This is a genomic window from Marinicellulosiphila megalodicopiae, from assembly GCF_045862395.1.
GTDB lineage: Bacteria > Pseudomonadota > Gammaproteobacteria > Pseudomonadales > Natronospirillaceae > Marinicellulosiphila > Marinicellulosiphila megalodicopiae.
Map to the genome: position 1 here is coordinate 1,681,436 of NZ_AP023087.1, position 20,083 is coordinate 1,701,518.

The 20,083-nt window shown below is 34.6% G+C and carries 15 protein-coding genes; 11 read left to right on the plus strand and 4 right to left on the minus strand.

Going from position 1 to position 20,083, the window contains the following annotated elements; translation table 11 throughout:
- Positions 1 to 19 precede the first annotated feature (19 nt).
- Together TYM08_RS07010 and TYM08_RS07015 are read right to left on the minus strand one after the other, a co-directional pair.
- A complete protein-coding gene (locus tag TYM08_RS07010) occupies positions 20 to 934 on the minus strand; it encodes an iron-siderophore ABC transporter substrate-binding protein (protein WP_422382256.1) in 915 nt (304 codons plus the stop codon).
- Positions 935 to 949: 15 nt separating this feature from the next.
- Positions 950 to 1,810: a siderophore-interacting protein gene (locus TYM08_RS07015; protein WP_422382257.1), complete on the minus strand. Its 861-nt coding sequence runs from the start codon at positions 1,808 to 1,810 to the stop codon at positions 950 to 952.
- Positions 1,811 to 1,978: 168 nt separating this feature from the next.
- On the opposite strand from TYM08_RS07015, the gene TYM08_RS07020 reads away from it, so the two are divergent.
- Genes TYM08_RS07020 through TYM08_RS07050 form a run of 7 tightly spaced genes read left to right on the plus strand, consistent with a single transcriptional unit; the run spans position 1,979 to position 13,029 of the window.
- Positions 1,979 to 3,205 (plus strand): isochorismate synthase, encoded by a 1,227-nt coding sequence (locus TYM08_RS07020; protein WP_422382258.1) that lies wholly within the window; start codon positions 1,979 to 1,981, stop codon positions 3,203 to 3,205.
- Positions 3,195 to 4,859 carry a (2,3-dihydroxybenzoyl)adenylate synthase gene (locus TYM08_RS07025; protein WP_422382259.1) on the plus strand — a complete coding sequence of 555 codons (1,665 nt, stop codon included), beginning with the start codon at positions 3,195 to 3,197 and terminating at the stop codon, positions 4,857 to 4,859. The genes TYM08_RS07020 and TYM08_RS07025 overlap by 11 nt, the downstream gene beginning before the upstream one ends.
- 47 nt (positions 4,860 to 4,906) lie before the next feature.
- The gene (locus TYM08_RS07030) at positions 4,907 to 5,809 is read left to right on the plus strand and encodes an isochorismatase family protein (protein WP_422382260.1); all 903 of its coding nucleotides are present in this window, start codon (positions 4,907 to 4,909) and stop codon (positions 5,807 to 5,809) included.
- Positions 5,810 to 5,821: 12 nt separating this feature from the next.
- On the plus strand, positions 5,822 to 10,225 hold the full coding sequence (locus tag TYM08_RS07035) for a thioester reductase domain-containing protein (RefSeq protein WP_422382261.1): 4,404 nt from the start codon (positions 5,822 to 5,824) through the stop codon (positions 10,223 to 10,225).
- The gene (locus TYM08_RS07040; RefSeq protein WP_422382262.1) at positions 10,222 to 11,025 is read left to right on the plus strand and encodes an SDR family oxidoreductase; all 804 of its coding nucleotides are present in this window, start codon (positions 10,222 to 10,224) and stop codon (positions 11,023 to 11,025) included. Before TYM08_RS07035 ends, TYM08_RS07040 begins: the two co-directional genes overlap by 4 nt.
- The gene (locus TYM08_RS07045) at positions 11,018 to 11,743 is read left to right on the plus strand and encodes a 4'-phosphopantetheinyl transferase family protein (protein WP_422382263.1); all 726 of its coding nucleotides are present in this window, start codon (positions 11,018 to 11,020) and stop codon (positions 11,741 to 11,743) included. The genes TYM08_RS07040 and TYM08_RS07045 overlap by 8 nt, the downstream gene beginning before the upstream one ends.
- 11 nt (positions 11,744 to 11,754) lie before the next feature.
- Entirely contained in the window at positions 11,755 to 13,029 is a 1,275-nt protein-coding gene (locus TYM08_RS07050) for an aminotransferase class III-fold pyridoxal phosphate-dependent enzyme (RefSeq protein WP_422382264.1), read from the plus strand.
- A gap of 50 nt (positions 13,030 to 13,079) precedes the next feature.
- Here TYM08_RS07050 and TYM08_RS07055 read toward each other — a convergent pair whose 3' ends face one another.
- Entirely contained in the window at positions 13,080 to 14,153 is a 1,074-nt protein-coding gene (locus TYM08_RS07055; RefSeq protein WP_422382265.1) for a hypothetical protein, read from the minus strand.
- Positions 14,154 to 14,184: 31 nt separating this feature from the next.
- Positions 14,185 to 16,080 carry a TonB-dependent receptor plug domain-containing protein gene (locus TYM08_RS07060; RefSeq protein ID WP_422382266.1) on the minus strand — a complete coding sequence of 632 codons (1,896 nt, stop codon included), beginning with the start codon at positions 16,078 to 16,080 and terminating at the stop codon, positions 14,185 to 14,187.
- Positions 16,081 to 16,168: 88 nt separating this feature from the next.
- Here TYM08_RS07060 and TYM08_RS07065 point away from each other — a divergent pair, with 88 nt between their 5' ends.
- Genes TYM08_RS07065 through TYM08_RS07080 form a run of 4 tightly spaced genes read left to right on the plus strand, consistent with a single transcriptional unit; the run spans position 16,169 to position 19,902 of the window.
- Positions 16,169 to 17,296 carry a hemin-degrading factor gene (locus TYM08_RS07065; protein WP_422382267.1) on the plus strand — a complete coding sequence of 376 codons (1,128 nt, stop codon included), beginning with the start codon at positions 16,169 to 16,171 and terminating at the stop codon, positions 17,294 to 17,296.
- Entirely contained in the window at positions 17,289 to 18,089 is an 801-nt protein-coding gene (locus TYM08_RS07070) for a heme/hemin ABC transporter substrate-binding protein (RefSeq protein WP_422382268.1), read from the plus strand. The genes TYM08_RS07065 and TYM08_RS07070 overlap by 8 nt, the downstream gene beginning before the upstream one ends.
- Position 18,090: 1 nt before the next feature.
- The gene (locus tag TYM08_RS07075; protein WP_422382269.1) at positions 18,091 to 19,104 is read left to right on the plus strand and encodes a FecCD family ABC transporter permease; all 1,014 of its coding nucleotides are present in this window, start codon (positions 18,091 to 18,093) and stop codon (positions 19,102 to 19,104) included.
- A gap of 9 nt (positions 19,105 to 19,113) precedes the next feature.
- Positions 19,114 to 19,902, plus strand: a complete 789-nt coding sequence (locus TYM08_RS07080; RefSeq protein ID WP_422382270.1) for a heme ABC transporter ATP-binding protein — start codon at positions 19,114 to 19,116, stop codon at positions 19,900 to 19,902.
- Positions 19,903 to 20,083 lie beyond the last annotated feature (181 nt).

Below are 20,083 nucleotides of genomic sequence, written 5' to 3' on the forward strand. Positions count from 1 at the left end.
AAATACATTAAATTAAAGTTTATAAAAGATTCAATTCAATAAAATCAAGAATTTGCATGGCACCAATTGGCCCACCTAAACTGGTCCATACAGAACCATCAACCGCTAACGCTTTTTTATTTTTAACTGCATTTAATTGCATAAATGCAGGACTTTTAAATCCATCAAGCATTGCATCAACGGATTCGCCATGATTGTCTAATGTGCCTATGAATAAATAATCCGCATCAATTAAATGCAAATTTTCAAAACTTAATGGTTGAGAATGGGCTTGGCCATCTTGATGTTGTGCCTTTGGTCTGTTTAATCCTAATTCTTCTAAAATGGTGACCGCAAAGGCTTGATTTAACATGTAAGCTGGACCTTTTGGGTTCCATCTAACAATGCTGATTGTCTCGATATTTTTTTCAGATAATCGATTTTTTATATCTGCAACTCGTGCATCGTATTTTTGCATAAATGCTTTGTGTTCAGCTTGTTTATCTAACACGTTTGCAATTTTTTTAAATGATACCTTCCAGCTTTCACCTAAGCTATAAGTTGCAACGGTAGGTGCTAATTGACGTAATTTTGCCATAACAGGTGGAATCGGAACGCCGCCGGCTAGTATTAAATCGGGTTCTACTTGTAGTATTTTTTCAGCATCTGGCTGGTAGAAATTACCCACAATGACTAAATCATTATTATAATTTTCTAAATACCGTGATGGGACATTTTGTCCGCGTCCATTTGTCGTTCCATATGGTTTCATTCCTAATGCATACATTGCATCTAAATCAATTTCGCTGACAACTAATATTTTTTTAGGTGCATCAGGTATGGTAACTTCAACAGACTGGTCGTCAATGATTGTTCTGTTTGCCAAGGCACTTAACGTGATAAGACTTGATAATAAGAATGTGGAGCTTGATTTTATTACTGTATTAAATTTCATATTTTTTCCTCTAAGTTAATATTCTTCATCCATCACAACATGGCGTGCTTGATGATATTGCTCTTCGTTTTGGCCATTTGCCCAATAGGGTACGGCGTACAATAACGATTTATTTAAATTGTATTTTTGCTTCAATGTGTCACGTATTGCCACTACTTGGCTGTGTTCCCCTCCAATAAATGCACTGACAGATTCAGCAAATTCAGGTTTGATTGCATTGATGGTTTGTTCAATTAATAAGCTTGGTTGATTATTTTTTTTGACAAGCCATGTAACATTAATGCATTCACTTACATTTAATTTTTGAATGTCTTGTTTATGTTTTACTTCAAGAAAAACATCGGCATGTTGGTTGGGTGGCATGTTTTCTATCAATGCAATAATTGCTGGAATGGCGGTTATATCGCCAGCCAAAATATGCCAGTCAGCAGGGGCTAATATTGGATATGGGCCGCCAGGTCCTGCTACACCTAATTTATCACCGATTTGACATTGCTTGACCCAATCGCAGGCAGGGCCTGGGTGGTCATGAAGTGCAAATTCAACTTGTAACGTCAGTGTGGTTGGATCAAATTTTTTAACTGTGTAGGTGCGAGTTATGGGTTTATTTTGCTTACTTGGCCACATAACTTTGCCCTTTTCTAAGTAGGGTAAATCCGGTTGAGTTTGATGAGGCAACGGCAAAAAAACCTTTATATGATACGCATGACTGTCAATTGGAAAACCAAGTAATGGATCACCGGATAAGTAGACACGCATTAAACTATTACCAACAGATTCTAATTTACTCACAGTTAATAGCATCGGTGGTCTGCGAGCAGGTTGGTGGTTGGCTTTTAGCTGAGTGATTAATTGAGTTTGTTGTTTTTTGTTCATAGTAATAATCTAAATGAGAATTATTAACATTTATATCATCTTATCCATATAGTTACAATTGGAAAACTGAAAATCGTAATTATTTTATCTAACATCACCATATGTATTGATAATCTAAATAATAATCATTATCATTCATTTAATTCGTATTTTTAATAAGGGAATTTTATGAGTAATGTGATTGATCAAGTATCAGATAAAGTAAGATCTGTTCGTTCTGAAAAAGAGTCGAATAACCTGTTAAGCCAATTTGTCAATAATGAGGATGTGTATTTTTCTACCACACAATACGCTTTATTAGTTAAACCGCCATTTGCTGCAATGGGTTCAACTAAGCATTCCACTTTAAGTAAATCGGTTCATGACGGATTAGATTTTCTTAAAAAAATAGGGGTTGAAGATTGTATATTGGTAGGGGCTGTTTCATTTGATGTTGAGCACGAGTCGCAATTATTTGTGAGTCGTAATTTTAGTTTTGATCATAATCATACTCGAACCTATGTTAATGATAATTCAAGGGCACCATTAATAGCCAAGTCAATTGTAGAAATTCCGAGTAAAGCAGAATTTAAAAAGGGGGTAGAGAATGCATTATCTCGTTTTGAGCGAAATGAGTTACAAAAGATGGTGTTGTCACGCACTTTAAATATTAAATTTGATCAGGATATTCAGATCAAAAAAACAATAGAAACTTTAGAGCAAACTAATCAATCCGGTTTTGTGTTTGGAGTGAAAATGTTCAGTGAGCATTTGCAGCACAATCAAACCTTAATTGGTGCGAGTCCTGAATTATTATTATCCAAACGAGGAAATAAAATTTCTGCTATGCCGCTTGCAGGGTCAGAACCTAGAGGAAAAACGGATTCTGAAGAAACGATATTATCACAAAGATTGTTGACCTCTGAAAAAGATCTACGCGAGCATGCGTTAGTTGTTGAAAGCATCAAACAGGTACTTACTCCTTTTTGTAAATATTTAAATATTCCTGATTCCCCATCATTGATTAATACTCCTACTATGTGGCATTTAGCTTCAAGTATTGAGGGAGAATTAAATAATGCTGATGTTTCATCGTTAGATGTCGCATTAGCCATGCATCCGACACCTGCAGTTTGTGGGTTTCCCAAAGCAGTAGCAAGACAGGCAATCAGTGAAATTGAGAGCCATGAACGTGGTTTGTTTACAGGTATGGTTGGGTGGAATGATGCAAACGGCGATGGAGATTGGGTAGTGACTATTCGATGTGCAACAGTTGAAGGAAAAAATGCAACATTGTACGCAGGCGCTGGAATAGTAGCGGGCTCCTCTGCGGAAAAAGAATATCAAGAAACAGGGGCTAAATTTAATACGATGCTGAATGCATTTGGTTTAAAAGGACGGTTAAATGAAAAATGAATTAAATGGTTTTGTCGATTGGCCTGAAGATTTTAAGCAAAAGTATAAACAACTTGGTTTTTGGTCTGGCGAGTTTTTAGGCGATATGATTGCGCAATCTGTTATTAATTGTCCAGAAAAAATTGCTATCATTGATGGGAGTCGGGCTATTAGTTACCAGCAATTAAATCAAAAATCTAATCAATTGGCGTTAGGTTTTAAATCAATTGGTTTGGTTATGGATGATGTCGTGGTGTTGCAATCACAAAATCAAATTGAATTTTTTGAAGTGTTGTTTGCATTTTTTAAAATTGGAGTTAAACCAATTTTGGCGTTGCCAGCTCATCGGTATTTTGAAATTGATGTATTTTGTAAGATTTCTCAAGCTAAAATGTATTTGGCAATTGGTAAGGAGCAATCCAATCAGTACGCGCAAATTGGAAATAAGATTAAACAAAATTACAATGATAAATTAATTGTGTGTCTGTCAGATGAACATTTAATTGTAAATGACTTTATTCAATTAAATAGTTTATATCATGATGATTCATATCAAAAAGATATGACAAATTTAAATGCAGAAAAAATAGCATTATTCCAATTGTCTGGTGGCACAACAGGGATGCCAAAATTAATTGCTAGAACACATAATGATTACCACTATAGTGTCAGAGCAAGTAATGAAATTTGTGGCATCACTCAATCTACTGTGTATTTATCTGTTTTACCGGTTATGCATAATTTTTCATTAAGTTCACCAGGTGCGCTTGGGGTTTTGTATGCGGGTGGGACGATTGTTTTATCAAGCCCTACAATTGCTAACCAGGCTTTTGAGTTAATTGAAAAATATAAAGTGACAATAAGTGCCTTAGTGCCTCCTTTGTTATTAACATGGTTGCAACAATTAAAATCTGATTCTAAATTGGATTATTCTTTAGAGTCATTGGAGGTGTTACAAGTAGGTGGCGCTAAGTTAAGTAAAAATGTTGCTACTGAAGTTAATAAGATATTTGGTTGTCAATTACAACAAGTGTTTGGGATGGCGGAAGGGTTAGTCAATTACACTCGATTGTATGATAGTGAGGATATTGTAAATTCAACACAAGGACGTCCCATCAGTGAAGCTGATGAAGTGATTGTGGTAGATGATAATGATCAACCACTTGAATTTGGTCAAAGGGGACATTTGTTAGTAAGAGGTCCATATACAATTAGGGGGTATTACAAAAACGAAGTTCACAATAAAACAGCATTTACTAATGATGGGTTTTATCGAACAGGGGATATTGTTACGCAAAATCATAATGGATATATTACGGTTGAAGATCGAAGTAAGGATCAAATAAATCGTGGAGGTGAAAAAATTTCAGCGGAAGAAATTGAAAATCATTTAATAAATAATATCCAAATATTTGATGCGGCAGTTGTGGCAATGCCTGATGAATTTTTGGGTGAACGCAGCTGTGCGTTTTTAATTATGGATACGTCCTATGAATATGTAAGTGATTTTATTTTGAAAAAAACACTGCTTCAATATTTGAGGTCCATAGGAATTGCCGATTATAAAATACCCGATCGATTTGAGATTTTAGATGCGTTTCCAAAAACGAAATTTGGAAAAGTGAATAAAGTCGCTTTGCGTGAAATGATCAATAAAAAAATAAATTTAATTTAACAAATAATAAATCTACACACTTAATAATATTCTTTATAGGCTTAGCTATGTCAATCCCAAAAATAACACAATATCCATTGTCAGGTGCACTTAACAATATCGAAAATAAAACCACGTGGAAAATTGATCCAAAAAAATCCATATTGTTGATTCATGATATGCAAAATTATTTTGTTAATTTTTATGATGATAATGGTGAATTAATTAAAACCATCGTGAATAATATTGTTGAATTAAAAAAATGGTGTGTACTACATGCCATTCCTGTTTTTTATACAGCACAACCAGGAAATCAAGATCAAAAAGAGCGTGCATTACTGACTGATTTTTGGGGTAAAGGGTTAGATGGATCTGATAATAAGCCTGATATTATCGATCAACTCAAGCCAACAGATAACGATGTCGTATTAAATAAATGGCGTTATAGCGCCTTTAAAAAATCTAATCTTGAACAAACAATGAAACAAAGTGGGCGCGACCAATTAATTGTTTGCGGTATTTACGCACATATTGGTGTGCTATCAACTGCATTAGACGCCTTTATGTATGATATTAAACCGTTTGTTATTGCTGATGCCGTAGCGGATTTCACACAAGAAGAACACACAATGGCCATGCAATATATTTCAAAACGTTGCGGTAATGTGTATACGCTTGAGCAATTAAAAAAACAAATACCGTCTAAAAATAAAGTAAGCCTTGAAGCTATTTGTAATGACGCAGCGGTGGTGCTTTCTATGCCTGTTGATGAAGTTGATGCAGATGAAGAGTTTATGTATTTAGGGTTAGATTCGATTCGTATGATGACTTTAATTCAACAATGGAATGAAAAAGGATGGGGTGGCGATTTTTCACAATTAGCTCAAGCGGCAACCCTACGGGAGCTATACAATGTATTGGTAGCACAAGCGTCTATTGATCATGATGAAATTCATTCTGAGTTAGCTTAAGTGAGTAAAGTCATGAAATCGTATGAATTATTAGATTCTCAGTTAGGTATTTGGTTAGGCCAGCAAAAGGTGGGCGATTCATCTATTTATAATGCCGCTGAATACTATGAAATTAATGGACAGATTGATATTGATAAGTTTATCTGCGCGACAAATTTAGTAGTGAATCAAGCAGACTGTTTGTTTTGTGTATTTACAATGGCTGATACACAGTTACAGCAAACGCGATTAGAATCTTCCTTTGAATTGCCTGTCATCGATCTTAGACAAAAAAATAACCCAGAACAAGAAGCGTTACGCTGGATGCAAGTTGCAAGAAAACAAAGATTTGATTTACAACATGGCCCTATTTTTTCAATGGCATTAATTCGTCTTGATAATGAGCGTATGTACTGGTTTCAAAATATCCATCACATAGCCAGTGATGGGTATAGTTTTTCATTACTCAGTCAAAAAGTAAGTGATGTATATCAGGAATTAATAGTTGAAAATTCTATTAATGAAGCTGCTTTGTTTGGTGAGTATGAGTCATTGATTGAAGAACAAAATAAATACAAACAATCCAAAGCATTTGAAAAAGATAAAGAATTTTGGCATAAACAATTAATTAATATGCCAACGCCTCATTCATTGTGTGAGTCTTTAGATGATAATGTTGGTTTTGCTTCTCAAAGCATTAAATTAACTTATGAATTTAGTCAGGCAATTTTTAGTAAAATTCAACAGTGCAGCACTGAGCATAAAGTGATGTGGTCTGATTATATCTTAGCAAGCGTTGCTATGTTAATTGCAGAATTTAATGCTCAACCACATGCAGTTTTAGGCCTGCCTGTTATGTCACGAATGGGCTCAAAAGCAATTAATGTTCCGTCTATGATAATGAATATCGTGCCGATTACATTATCGTTTTCAATCCAATCCACCTTTGAAGAAATATTAGCCTTAACCAGTAAAACCGTTTCTAAGACTCGCCCTTATTTTCGTTATCGATATGAAAACATGAAAATGGATCGGTTAAATTTAGAATCACAAGACAAAACGGCCAAAAAATTATTTGGTCCTGTTGTGAATATTATGCCTTTTTCAAGACGATTGATTTTTTCAGAAGCGACGGTTGATTATCATAATTTAAGTGCAGGCCCCGTTGAAGATATTTCCTTTGGTTTTTCTCTTAATAAAGATCAACGATTGATATTAAATTTAGAGGCAAATCCTGAACGATATACACAGACTCAACTAGAAAAAATATTAAATGATTATTTAGTGTTAATCGAAACCGTCGCCTTTAATGTTTTATCAAAACCAAAAATTAAAGTAGATGATTTGTCGTTTTATCAATCTGATAAAATATTGGATGAAAAACTTGGGGTATATCCATTATTATTACAACAAGCGAAGGCGTATCCGTTTAAAGATGCCCTTTTATTTGAACATTACCAATACAATTTTTCTCAATTAATTCAAGCAATTGACCGTATGGTGTATGTATTAGAGCAACATTATGTCGACTCTGGTCAAAATGTAGCCTTTATAGTCAATCGATCAGATATTGCCATTATAGGGATGTTTGCTTGTTTAAAAATGAAAGCCAATTTTGTTTTTTTGGAAACCACCGCGCCAACAAATAGAAATGATCAAATTTTAAATTCAACTCAACCTGCTTTGGTTATTATTGATGATAATGAAAAATATAATAAGTTAGAATTTTCAACGTTAACAATTGACACAATAAGAAAGCAATTAAATAAAACTTCAGATTATTTTATTAAAGATTACGGATCATATGAAAAATTAAGTGATTATACTGCCTATTTAATTTTCACATCAGGTTCAACAGGTCAACCAAAAGGCGTAGTGATCAATCAACAAGCATTAACAGATTTTGTGCTTGCATCCAAAAATGAATATAAATCAGTGTATAACGATACTTGGTTACAGTTTGCTCCATTACACTTTGATGCTTGTATTGAAGAGATATTTGTCAGCTTATGCAGCGGTGCTAAATTAGTTGTACGAAATGATGACATGATTCAATCACCTTCTACTTTTATAAAACAATGTGAATTATTTTCGTTAACTGTATTAGATTTGCCCACAGCGTATTGGCATGAGTTAGTTTATGCCATGCAAGATCAAAACTTGTGTTTACCTTCTTTAATGCGAGTTGTGATTATAGGTGGTGAGGCGGTATCACAAACAACCGTAAAAACTTGGCTGTCATTAGATACACAACATATCAATTTATTTAACACCTATGGGCCAAGTGAAGCCACCGTTGTCGCCACCGTTGCTAATTTAACTAAACGCCAACAAGGAATTGGTTTGCCATTAAAGGGGCGGGCAGTTGCGGTTGTGGATGCCAAGTTAAATGTAGTACCAAAAAACCAAGAAGGAGAATTATTGTTATTAGGTGTAGGTTTAGCGGATCAATATTTAGATAATTTTGAACAAACAAAACACGCATTTATTGATTGGGTGCATCCTGTTACGCAAAATATTATGCGAGCTTATCGCACTCAAGATCGTGTGAAAATGCTAAAAGATAATAATATTGAATTTATTGGGCGAAAAGATGATCAAGTAAAAATAAGTGGTGTACGCATAGAGCTGGGTGAAATTGAAACAACCATTGCAAAACTTGATGGCATCAAACAAGTGGTGGTTTTAAAACATATTCACCTAGATGTCGCATATTTAGTCGCTCATATTGTTTGTTTGGATAAAACGTACACAAATCTTTATAGCGATATTTCAAATTTAAGACGGGCTCTTAATACTCGATTGCCAAAAGCGATGTTACCTTCATCGGTTATGATGCATCATTGTTTTGATAAAACAGCTTCAGGTAAAGTGAATAAAAAAATATTAGCCCAAAAAAGTGTTGTTACACCTAACAATCAACAACAATATGACGATGAAGTATTAAATAAAATAATTAAAGTATGGTCAGAAGTATTGGGGAATCCTCATATTAAACCACAGGATGATTTTTTTGTGTTAGGTGGTCATTCGTTACAATCTATCCAAGTTGCTAATCGACTTAGTAAGATATTTGAACTTAATATTTCAATGAATGTGATTTTTAAAAATCCAACGGTTTTAGACTTAACCGATTATATTAAATCCAATTTAAGTAATTATGACACAGTTCCAATGGATGATTTAAAACAAAAAAATGAAGTACATCAATTAATAAAAAATGATTTAGACTATTTTAAAAATAGTACTTTTATAAAACAAAATATTGATAACTCTTCTAAAATTAATGATAAAAAACAATCTATTTTACTGACTGGTGCAACTGGTTTTGTTGGGGTTAAGTTATTATCCAAGATATTAAATACGACTCAATTTAATGTAATTTGTTTTATTAGAGCAAAAAGTATTGAAGACGCTAAATTAAAACTGCATAACGCTTTAGCGCAACAGTCAATTAACATCAATACAAATAACATCAATACAAATAACAGAATAACTATTGTATTAGCTGATTTAGAGTTAGAAAATTTTGGGTTAGATTCGATCTTTCTCAGTGAACTGGCCAGTCAGTGTGTGGCGATTATTCATAATGCAGCCAATACCTCAGTGATGCGAGATTATCAATCCTTACGAAAATGCAATGCAATCAGTACGCAGCAGTTATTAAATTTAGCACAACAATACGATATAAAATTTAATTTAATTTCGACAATTTCAGTTTTGGCAGGTGCACATAAAGATAAAATAGATTCCCAAGGGTATGTAAAACAACACGATGGTTTGCAAGATGGATATCAACAAAGTAAGTGGGTGTCTGAAGAATGTGTTCGATTAGCTTCTGCTAATGGTTTGCATACATCAATTTATCGACTTGCACGAGTGACGGGTTCATTGAAAACCGGTTATGTAAATAGTAAAGATATTGTGTGGTCGATACTTAAAGTAGGATTAAAACATAAAGCTTTGCCAGATTTATCTTTTGAAGAGCCTTGGAGTACTGTGGATGATGTGGCTGCTTTTGTGATCAAAGATGGTTTGTCTGAGTGTGTTAATAGTGTGTTTAATGTATTGCCTAATCAAGATGTGGCACTTAAATGGGTGTATGACAATATTCAAAATCATGCATCATTTGAACGTACTAAGCTTTCGATTGTATCGGTGTCTAGTTGGTGTGAGAGCATTCGTGCTCTGGGTGATGATGAGGATTTGCCAATTCTTAATTTTTTTGAGCAACGAAAAAGTTTACCAAAATTACATGAAAGTCATTTTAGAATAAATCAAATAGGTTTAAATGAACGATTAAATCACTTAAATTTAAGTATATTAATGATAACTAAACAGCAATTTTATCAATACCTAGAGTATGCCATTAAACACAAATTAATTGATTGTGAAAATAATGAAGACATAATAAATAATAGCAGTGTGTTGATATGAGCTTAGTTGAAACTAAAAATGAAAATACGATGCGCTATAAATGTTTTAATAATAACATTGCTTTGGTGACAGGGGCTCAACGAGGTATTGGTTTAGAAGTTGCCAAACAATTGCATTCACAAGGTGCCATTGTAATCTGTTTGGATGTTAATTATCCCAATAAAACATTAATTGAAGTCTCTACTCATTTTTATAATGTGTATGCTGATGTAGCGGATATAGATTCAATACATTCACTTATTGAAACTATTGAAAAAGATATTGGGCCAATAAACTACTTAGCATCGGTGGCCGGTATATTAAGAGTCACGTCACTTTTAGATATTGATGAGAACACATTAGATGCTTTAATAGAAGTGAATACTAAGGGTGCATTTTTTATTTGTCGTAATGTTGCATTAAAAATGAAGTCGAGAAAAAAAGGAAGCATAGTGGCAGTAAGTTCAAATGCCGCAAGCACACCAAGAATAAATATAGGCGCTTATGGCGCATCAAAATCTGCACTGAATATGTTAATTAAAACCCTGGCATTGGAAGTTGCGCCTTTTAATATTCGTTGTAATTTGGTTTCACCTGGTTCCACATTAACTAAAATGCAAACCGATTTTGCAAGTGGACCAGATGCACAAAAATCCATTTTAAACGGAAGTTTAGAACAATTTCGTTTAGGTGTGCCACTTAATAAAATGGCAACGCCAGAAGATATTGCAAACAGCATTGTATATTTATTATCTGAGCAAGCCTTGCAAATAACCATGCATGATTTGGTGGTGGATGGTGGGGCAACGTTAGGTGTTTAATTTAACTAATGATTATTCATTACAACGTGTAAAGATTGATGATTGTCATTTATCGTTATATTTGAATACCTATCAAAAGTCCTATCTGAATGTTAATGATATGGCATTTATGGCAATGACATATCTTTCATTATTTGAGTTAAATACATTTCATAAATTTAATTACTTATTTTTAAAGTATGACTATTTGGTAAGGTGTATTTTTTTAAAAAAAATATTTAAAAATATATTCGGTATAGAAATATGTGAAGAACATTTACACAGAAATAAATACGGAAAACCTTTTTATTATGGTCAATCTAATCTTTTTCAATTTAATATTTCTCATAGCACCAATGATAGAGAATCTGCCATTATTTTTGTATGTCTAGAAAAAATGAGTGGATATGAGCAGGATATACAAATAGGGGCTGATATTGAATTGAATTGCTGTTCAGTCGAACATTATGAGTTTATCAGTCAAGTATTGAGCCAGATGAATTATGAATTAACCATTGAAATGCATCACTTGAATCGATATTGGTCGATCATAGAAGCTTTGGGTAAATGTATGGGTAAGGGACTAAGTAGTCAATGGGAGCAGTTAACCGTAAAAGATATTTCACAAAAACGATCCGTATTTATAAATAAATTTGATAATAATGAATACGTGGTCGAATCCGTTTTTATTAAAGATTTAAATCACTATGCATATATATGCATTAATCGAAAAGTATAGAGAGGCTAGTCATGACCGTATTAGATAAGCAATTTATGAATGAGGATGTTAAAGAATTAGACTTAACACAATCCATTGCATTAGCAGAAAAAAATAAGCAATACATCGCTGGGTTTACTCAGTCTATGATGAAAAAACCAGAGCAATTTGCATTAGGTAAGTTTCCTGTTTTTATAAAATCAGGACATGGAGCGGTGGTTGAGGATTTAGACGGCAATCAATATGTCGATTTTATCTGCGGATTAGGCGCGAATATGCTTGGGCATAATCATCCTGTTGTGAATCACGCAATTTTAGAAAACTTAACCAATGGTATTTTACATTCATTACCCGCACCTGTTGAAGCAAAAACAGCCGAACGTTTAGTGAATATGATTCCTAATGCACAGATGACCCGATTTTTTAAAACCGGGGCAGATGCCAATTCAGCAGCGATTCGATTAGCAAGATATCATAATAAGAAAAACGAAATCATAACGGTAGGCTATAACGGATGGCACGATCATTTTATGTATGACACACCAGGGGTGCCTGAATCTTTAGAGTCATACACAACACGCTTGCCTTTATTTACGCCACCAGATGAAGCAAAATTATTTGAAGCGATTAATCAAAAACATGAATCTTTAAGCGCGGTGTTATTATCGGTACCTTATAATCGAGAATTAAGTCAGGAATTTTTCAAGACATTAAGAACATTGTGTACTGAAAAAAATGTTTTGTTGATTATAGATGAAGTGGTCACGGGATTTCGTTTAGCGCGTGGCGGTGTGCAAGAATATTTTAATGTGAATGCCGATCTTGTTACTTTTTCAAAAGGCATTGCTGCAGGTATGCCGTTGTCGGCAGTAACCGGTAGTACTGAATTAATGAATAAATTAAATGATTTACAGGTGTCCACTACATTTGGTGGTGAAATGTTGTCCCTTGAAGTATGCGATGCTGTTTTAAAAGAGTATCAAGAATCTGATTATATTTCCCATATCCATCAATTAGGAAAACGTTTAAAAGATGGTGTGAATAGCGTTGCTCAATCGTTAAATGTATCATTAAAAGTAGTGGGTTATGATTGTATTCCTATGTTTTTATTTGCACCTAATCCTGTAGAACATGTGAAAATGGCGGAACCTTTTTTAGCCGCAATGGCTAAGCGAGGAGTCATTATGAGACGAGATGTTAATTTTATTTGCACGGCTCATACGGTTACTCAAATTGATCAAACCATTGAGTCTGTTAAGGGTGCTTTACAAGAAATGATTAAAAATGGAAGCTTGACTGTTCAATAAAAAAAGTAAAAAAACCGATGATAATCATCGGTTTTTTTTAATTGTTATATTTATTTTATTTCTTGGAAATTTATTGTGATGACAGCAGAAGTCCCATCTATTTCGTCGTAATAGTTAGCCACTTGAAATGCATAATTAGTGCTAGCTTCATCACTTGCATCTGTATCAATTACGTATGTTCTAAAGTTTGGCCATAATTCATGTCCACCTGCTACGCCATATGCATACCAGCTGTTTTCAGAAACCGCACCTTTCAAAGCGTCAGCAAAAAATGAATAACCAAGGCTTGCCATTTTTTGTGCTTCGGTTAATTCTGCATCATCTATTAAATCAGATGCCATGGTTAATGCATTTGCTGTAGCTTGATCAATCACTTGATAATACGCAGAACCTGATACAGAAATATTAATTGAATATCCATCAACGATTGATCTGATGTCGTAGTTTTGTGTTGCACAATCTACTGTTGCAGCTTCGCTTAAATTAAAACAAACATCGCCAGCAAATGACACTTCAAAGGTAGAAGGTGTTGTTGAAAATTGAGTGTCATCGTTTAATTGTGAAAATACTTCAAATGTGTATGTGCTTGTTTCTGCGTCATATTGCGTTGCATGTATTTTTGCAAACTCATTAAATGCACTATTAGCTACCACATACCAGCTTTCTGGGTTTGCTGTAATGGCGTGTGTGACTGGGTTGTAGATGTACCAGCTAGAATCAATCGCGTAACTCATTTCATCTTTTAAAAATGATAGTGTTGATAGATCATAAGCGGTGGCTAATGCCATTGCTTCTTGTTCTGCATCTGCTGACACAAAAGAGCTAGCGATTGCGGCTCCATCTGCATCGTAAAAACTTTCAGGGGTATTGGCTAATGCTATTTGTGCTGAATCGGACCCAGAGATGGCTGTTCGTTTTACCATGATGTCCCAGTCATCAGCATCGGTTACTTCCCTTGAAGTATCAAAATCAACATAAGCAAATTCAGTTTGGCTGGTCGCATCAATGACAATGCTTGAATACGCATGGGTCGTTGTTTGTGTTTCTGTCTGTGACGTTTCTTCTTCTGGTTCACACGCTACAAATACGGTGGCAATGCTAGATAGTAATAATAGTTTTTTCATAATGGTTCTCGTTTAGTTTTTTACGTTTGATTTAAGGATTAAATGAAATATGCACGGCGAGTTCTAAACCTGAATTGGGTCTACTATCGCCTGTTATTTCAGGGTTTTTGATTTGATTGGTTAAATTATTAAGGGCAACATTCATGGATAACGTTTTGCTTAAGTCTTGTTGCCAGCTAACATTTACTAATACAACATCAGGTTTAGTTTCAAGCACTGAGTTAATGGCGTCTGATTGCCAAGCAATTTGTGTTGTGAAAAATTGATTGTTTTTTAACTTCCATTTGGCGTCTGCTTTTATTTTTTTATTAGGCTTGTTGATCATTTTTGTTTGATCAATTAGGTACGTTGCTTGTAATAAGTTTGTCGACCATGAAAGATCTAGAGCGTCATTGCCTGTCCATTTTATTTGACTGTCAATACCTATAATTGAAGCTTTGCCATTGTTTATATTGATATAAGAGTCGATGCCATTGTCGATGCTGTCATCTAATGTTTGTTCAATTAAATCGTCTAAGTAATGTGCGTACAGGGTATGAGAGAGATCAAAATTATGAGTAATGTATTGCCATTGTAGTTGGCTTGAAAACGACGTTTCTGGTGTTAAATCTTTATTACCAATGACTTCATAACCATAAATACTGTGATCAAATATAAAATGTCGTTCTTTTAAATCGGGTACCCGATAACCAATACCTGTGGACGCTTTGATAATATTGTTAGCGTTAACGTCCCATCTAATAGCCATGTTAGGACTATTAAATACACCAAAATCAGAATCAAATTGAACGCGAAGACCGCTTTGTAGACTGACATAATCTGATAGGTACCAATCATGTTGCGCGTAAAGTTCAATAGATGATTTATTTTGAGTTTCACTCAGTTCATTCGTTAGGGTAGTGATGCCTCTTTTTGTTTCCTCTTTTATTTGTTCTAAGGATTCTGCGTGACTAAATGCACCAACTAATACCGAAGCAGTGGTGAACTCGATGTTTTTTTGAACGTTTGCTTGAATAAAATGTGAGGTGATTTCTCGATTAAAATCGTTTGAATCCGTTGTGGATATTACATCTTGAATGGATTGTGCATTTAAATATTGATATTTTGAAGATGCTTGCCAATCTTTTTTATTGTAATTAAGTTGTAGAAACCCTCTATTTTCATTTTCAATTTTATGTTTATCAATGGTGTTGGTTGCTACTTGGTATTCAAATGGACGAGTCAGTCTTTTTATATTTAATTGGGTTTGTAATGTTAAATTCTCTTTTGATATTTTTTCATTTAACAGTATTCGATATCCGCTGGATTGCTCTGATTCATTAGACTCTTTGTTTAGTTGGCTTTGAGAATAATTATTCACCTGAACATGATGAGAAAAATTCAGGTCATTTATGCTTTGTGCGTAATGTATTTGCGCCGATGTATCACCTAAAATACTTGTGTGTTGTTTGTGGGTTTTGTAGTGAACCGACCCACTTGGAAGTGCGGAAGATGCAGTAGGTTTACTCACCAAATTTATAACGCCACCCAATGCTTGCGATCCATATTGACTCGACGCATTGCCTTTAATTATTTCAATTCTTAAAATATTTGCCATGTTGATGTCGTTTAAATTAACCGCTTGCCCGCTTGGGTTAATGGCCAGTCCATCAAGAGTAATCAGGACATGATTACTATCCATACCATTTAAATTGACCGCTGTTCCATCTTGTCCGTGCATGGAATAGGTATCAATAGACCCACTTTTTTGCAGCACATCTTGTAATGAAATGCTGTCACTGGTGATGTTTATCACCTCAACATTTAAATTACTTAAATGTATAGGTACGCCCGTTTTGTCTGCCTGAATCGTTACATCTCCCAAATCATAGGCATGACAGAGTGCTGAGAAAGGAATGAGTAACGCTGATAAATGTGAAGATTTCATAATGTTATTGCAAATGCTAATGATAATGATTATCATTTAAACTTAAAGTTTGGCATCGGTCAACTATTTTTAACAAATGAGGTCAGTTATGAGTGTTCAACAACAAATTATTCAATCAAATTTAAAACAGCAATCCCTTAAAAAACAATGGGATGATTTTTTAATTGAAAACCCTAAAAAACGAATTCGTGATGTTGCTAAATCTTTAAATGTCAGTGAAATGGAATTACTGGCTACTGATTTAACTAAAGGCGTTTGGTGTTTAGTGGGTGATTTAAAATTAATGGCTAAAGAATTTAAAACCCTGGGTAAAGTGTTCTCATTAGTTAGAAATGAATGGGCCGTAAATGAAAAAACAGGCACGTTTAAAAAACTTGCAGGCATGGAGCATGTGGGTTTATTTTTAGGCGAAATGGATCAACGATTATTTTTTAAACAATGGGCTTATGGTTTTTTTGTGAATCAAAATGATAAACAAAGTATTCAAATTTTCGATAGAAACGGCGATGCGGTATTAAAGCTTTATAAAAAAGATGAAACGAATGAATCAGTATGGAACGATTTAATTGAAAATTTTAAAGATGAAGTGATTGATATACTTGAATTTACAGCGCCTGAAATTGAAGAAAAAGAAAAGCCAGTGGATATCGATGCCGTGCAATTTTCTAAACGTTGGGCGGCCATTAAAGATGTGCATCAATATGCTCAGTTATTACATGAATTAAACATGACTCGCCAGCAAGCATTCGAAAAAGTGCCCAAAGAATTTGCACACCGTTTATCTAAAGAAGATGTATTACCTTTGATTCAAGACATTCAAAAACAACAAGTACCCGTTGTATTGTTTGTGGGTAACAAAGGCGCCATTCAAATATTTACGGGTAAGTTTGAAAAAATCGTATTAATGGATAAGTGGTATAACGTATTTAATAAAGACTTTACGTTGCATTTAGATAGCTCAGGTATTGATCAGTTTTGGTTAGTCAGACGACCAAGTGCGTATGGTGTGATTTCATCCGTTGAAGCATTAGATAAAGACGGCAATACCATTATGCAAATTTTTGGTGAGCGTGCGCCTAAAGATTTAGAGTTAGAATCTTGGAGAGAAATTTTAAAAGGTTTCCAAATCAATAGTGTAAACGATACACAAGCATTATTAACGGATATCAATAAAAATAATGAATTTGTGACAACCAAAGAGGTGGCTCATGGGTAAGTTAATTTTAACGTTGTCGTTATGTTTAACCTGTTTTGTTGTTGCTGCAAATGAACGATTAGTTACCATTGATGGTGCCGTGACTGAAATAGCGATTGCATTAGGATCTCAAGAAAATATTGTGGGAAGAGATTCTACTTCTTTGTATCCAGCATCTATTCAAGTTTTGCCAGATGTAGGGTATTTAAGAGCATTGTCTGTTGAGGGTGTATTGTCTTTAAAGCCCAGTATGATTTTAACCACTACTGATGCAGGCCCAATTGAAACATTAGACACCCTTAAAAAAATGGGAGTCGATATGCATATTTTGGAAAATACCTATTCGGTCAATGGCGTGTTAGATAAAATCAAACAGGTCGGGCGTATTTTAAATAAAGACACCCAAGCCATTGCGTTAATTAAAAAAATACAAACCAATGTTGATAAAATTGAAATTGCTCAAAATAATCCAAGTGTTTTATTTGTTATGGGTGGAGGTGACCGTGGTTTTATGGCGGGAGGTCAACATACCAGAGCAGACGCTATGATTAATATTGCTGGCGGTAAAAATGCGATGGCATCAATAGTGGGGTATAAACCCATTACACCAGAGGCGATGTTAACGATTAATCCTGATGTGATATTTTTGCTTAGGAGCAGCCAAAGTGCAGATCAGTTTTCACAAAACTTCAGTATTAAAAATACGAAGGCAGCCAAAAATAATAAAATATTTGATATCAGCGATTTAGACTTATTAACCTTTGGTCCTCGTATTGATGAGTCTATCAAAACGATGGTTGAATTGATTAAATAACATGAATATAAAAATGGTCAGCACAGGGTTAATTGTAATTTTATTGAGTGTCTGCATTTTATCATTAATGATTGGTGCCTATCCCATTGAGTTTAAATCCATTTTACAGATTGTATTTCGATTTAATGTTCAAAGTATTTACCCTACCGATGAGGCTGTTCTATTACAGGTGCGTTTACCTAGGTTAATAATGGCTATGTTAATAGGTGGCTCATTAGCAATTTGTGGCGCTGTCATACAAGGGTTATTTCGTAACCCTTTGGCAGATCCTGGGTTGATAGGGATTAGCACGGGAGCGATGTTGTTCGCCATTTTTACTATTGTGTTTGGTGGAGTTTGGTTAAGTGCTTCAGTGCAAGCATACGCATTACCTATTTCGGGTTTTGTTGGAGCCTGTTTGGTGACGTTTATGGTTTATCGATTATCCACAACCAATAACCATACAGATATAACTATTATGCTTTTGGCAGGCATTGCCATTACCGCTTTAGGTGGCGCGTTAACGGGCATCATTATTTACATGGCGGATGACAACCAATTACGGGATATTACTTTTTGGAGTATGGGCAGTCTTGCTAATTTAGATTGGCATGATGTGATGATCACTGCTCCTGTCTTGTTGGTGTGCGCTTTTGTGTTGACTCGCTTCGCAGGCCCATTAAATTTAATGTTAATGGGGGAATCAGTATCTAAACACTCTGGTGTGGATGTCATTAAATTAAAAAAACGCATTATCATGATTGTCGCATTAATGGTCAGTATCTGTGTGTGTTTAAGTGGGTTGATTGGTTTTGTAGGATTGGTTTGTCCTCATATTGTGAGATTAGCCGTGGGTCCTGATCATAAAAAAGTGATTCCATTAAGTGCTGTTTTGGGTGCTTGTATGTTGTGTGTCGCCGACTTATGTTCAAGAGTGATCATCGCCCCTGCTGAATTACCCATCGGTATTATTACCGCTTTAATTGGTGCGCCATTTTTTATGTGGTTATTAGTGAAACAAAAACAAACGAGTTAAGAGAATACAATGCTTAAATTAAATCAAGTCAGTTTTAAAATTGGAAAGCGTATAATTTTTAATGATGTCAGCTTTGAAGTCAAACCCGGTGAATTAGTCTGTTTACTAGGAGCAAATGGCGCAGGTAAATCAACCTTGCTTAAAAGTATTTGTGACGATGTAACATTCAGTGGCGATATTTTATTAAATGATGTCAACCTTAAGAATTTCAACTTGGCTTCACTTGCCAAAATACGATCCGTCATGCCTCAAAAAGTAAATCTTAATTTTGCCTTTTCGTGTTATGAAGTAGTGAGTATGGGCAGAAGTGCACATAATCAAATATTAGATGACACTGACAAACGTATTATTAAAAAATGTATGCTGTTATGTGGCGTGTGGTCATTTTGTGAGCGTCGTTATCCTTATTTGTCTGGTGGTGAGCAACAGCGTGTTCAATTAGCACGAGTGCTTGCGCAAATATATTTAGACGGAGGGGATTCTCAATCGCAACCTAGGTTGTTGTTACTTGATGAATGCACCTCCAGTTTAGACCCTAAGTTTCAGCATCAAGTGTATCGAATTTTAAAATCTCTAAAAAATCAAAATATAGCCATTTTGAGTGTCGTGCATGATATTAACTTGGCAAGCCAATATGCCGATCGAATTTTGTTGTTAAGTGACGGACAGTTGATAGAAGATGCGAGTCCTTCTTATGCGATTAATACACAAAGCATGCTGCAAACCTATGATTTACATACACAGGTAATAAAGCATCAATGTGTTGATCGCCCAGTGGTGATTGCGTTGGAGCAGTAAAATGAATCAATGCATTATTTATGTGTAAACAAAGATGTTAGGGTTATGTAAAGCTGTCTGATAATTCTCAAAAATTTATAATACTATGCATTTTGATAATTTTGACTGGCGCTCATTTTGAAATTGAAGAATAATGCAAGGATGCGAAAATTATTTTTAAAACTCTATTTTAAGATGTTTC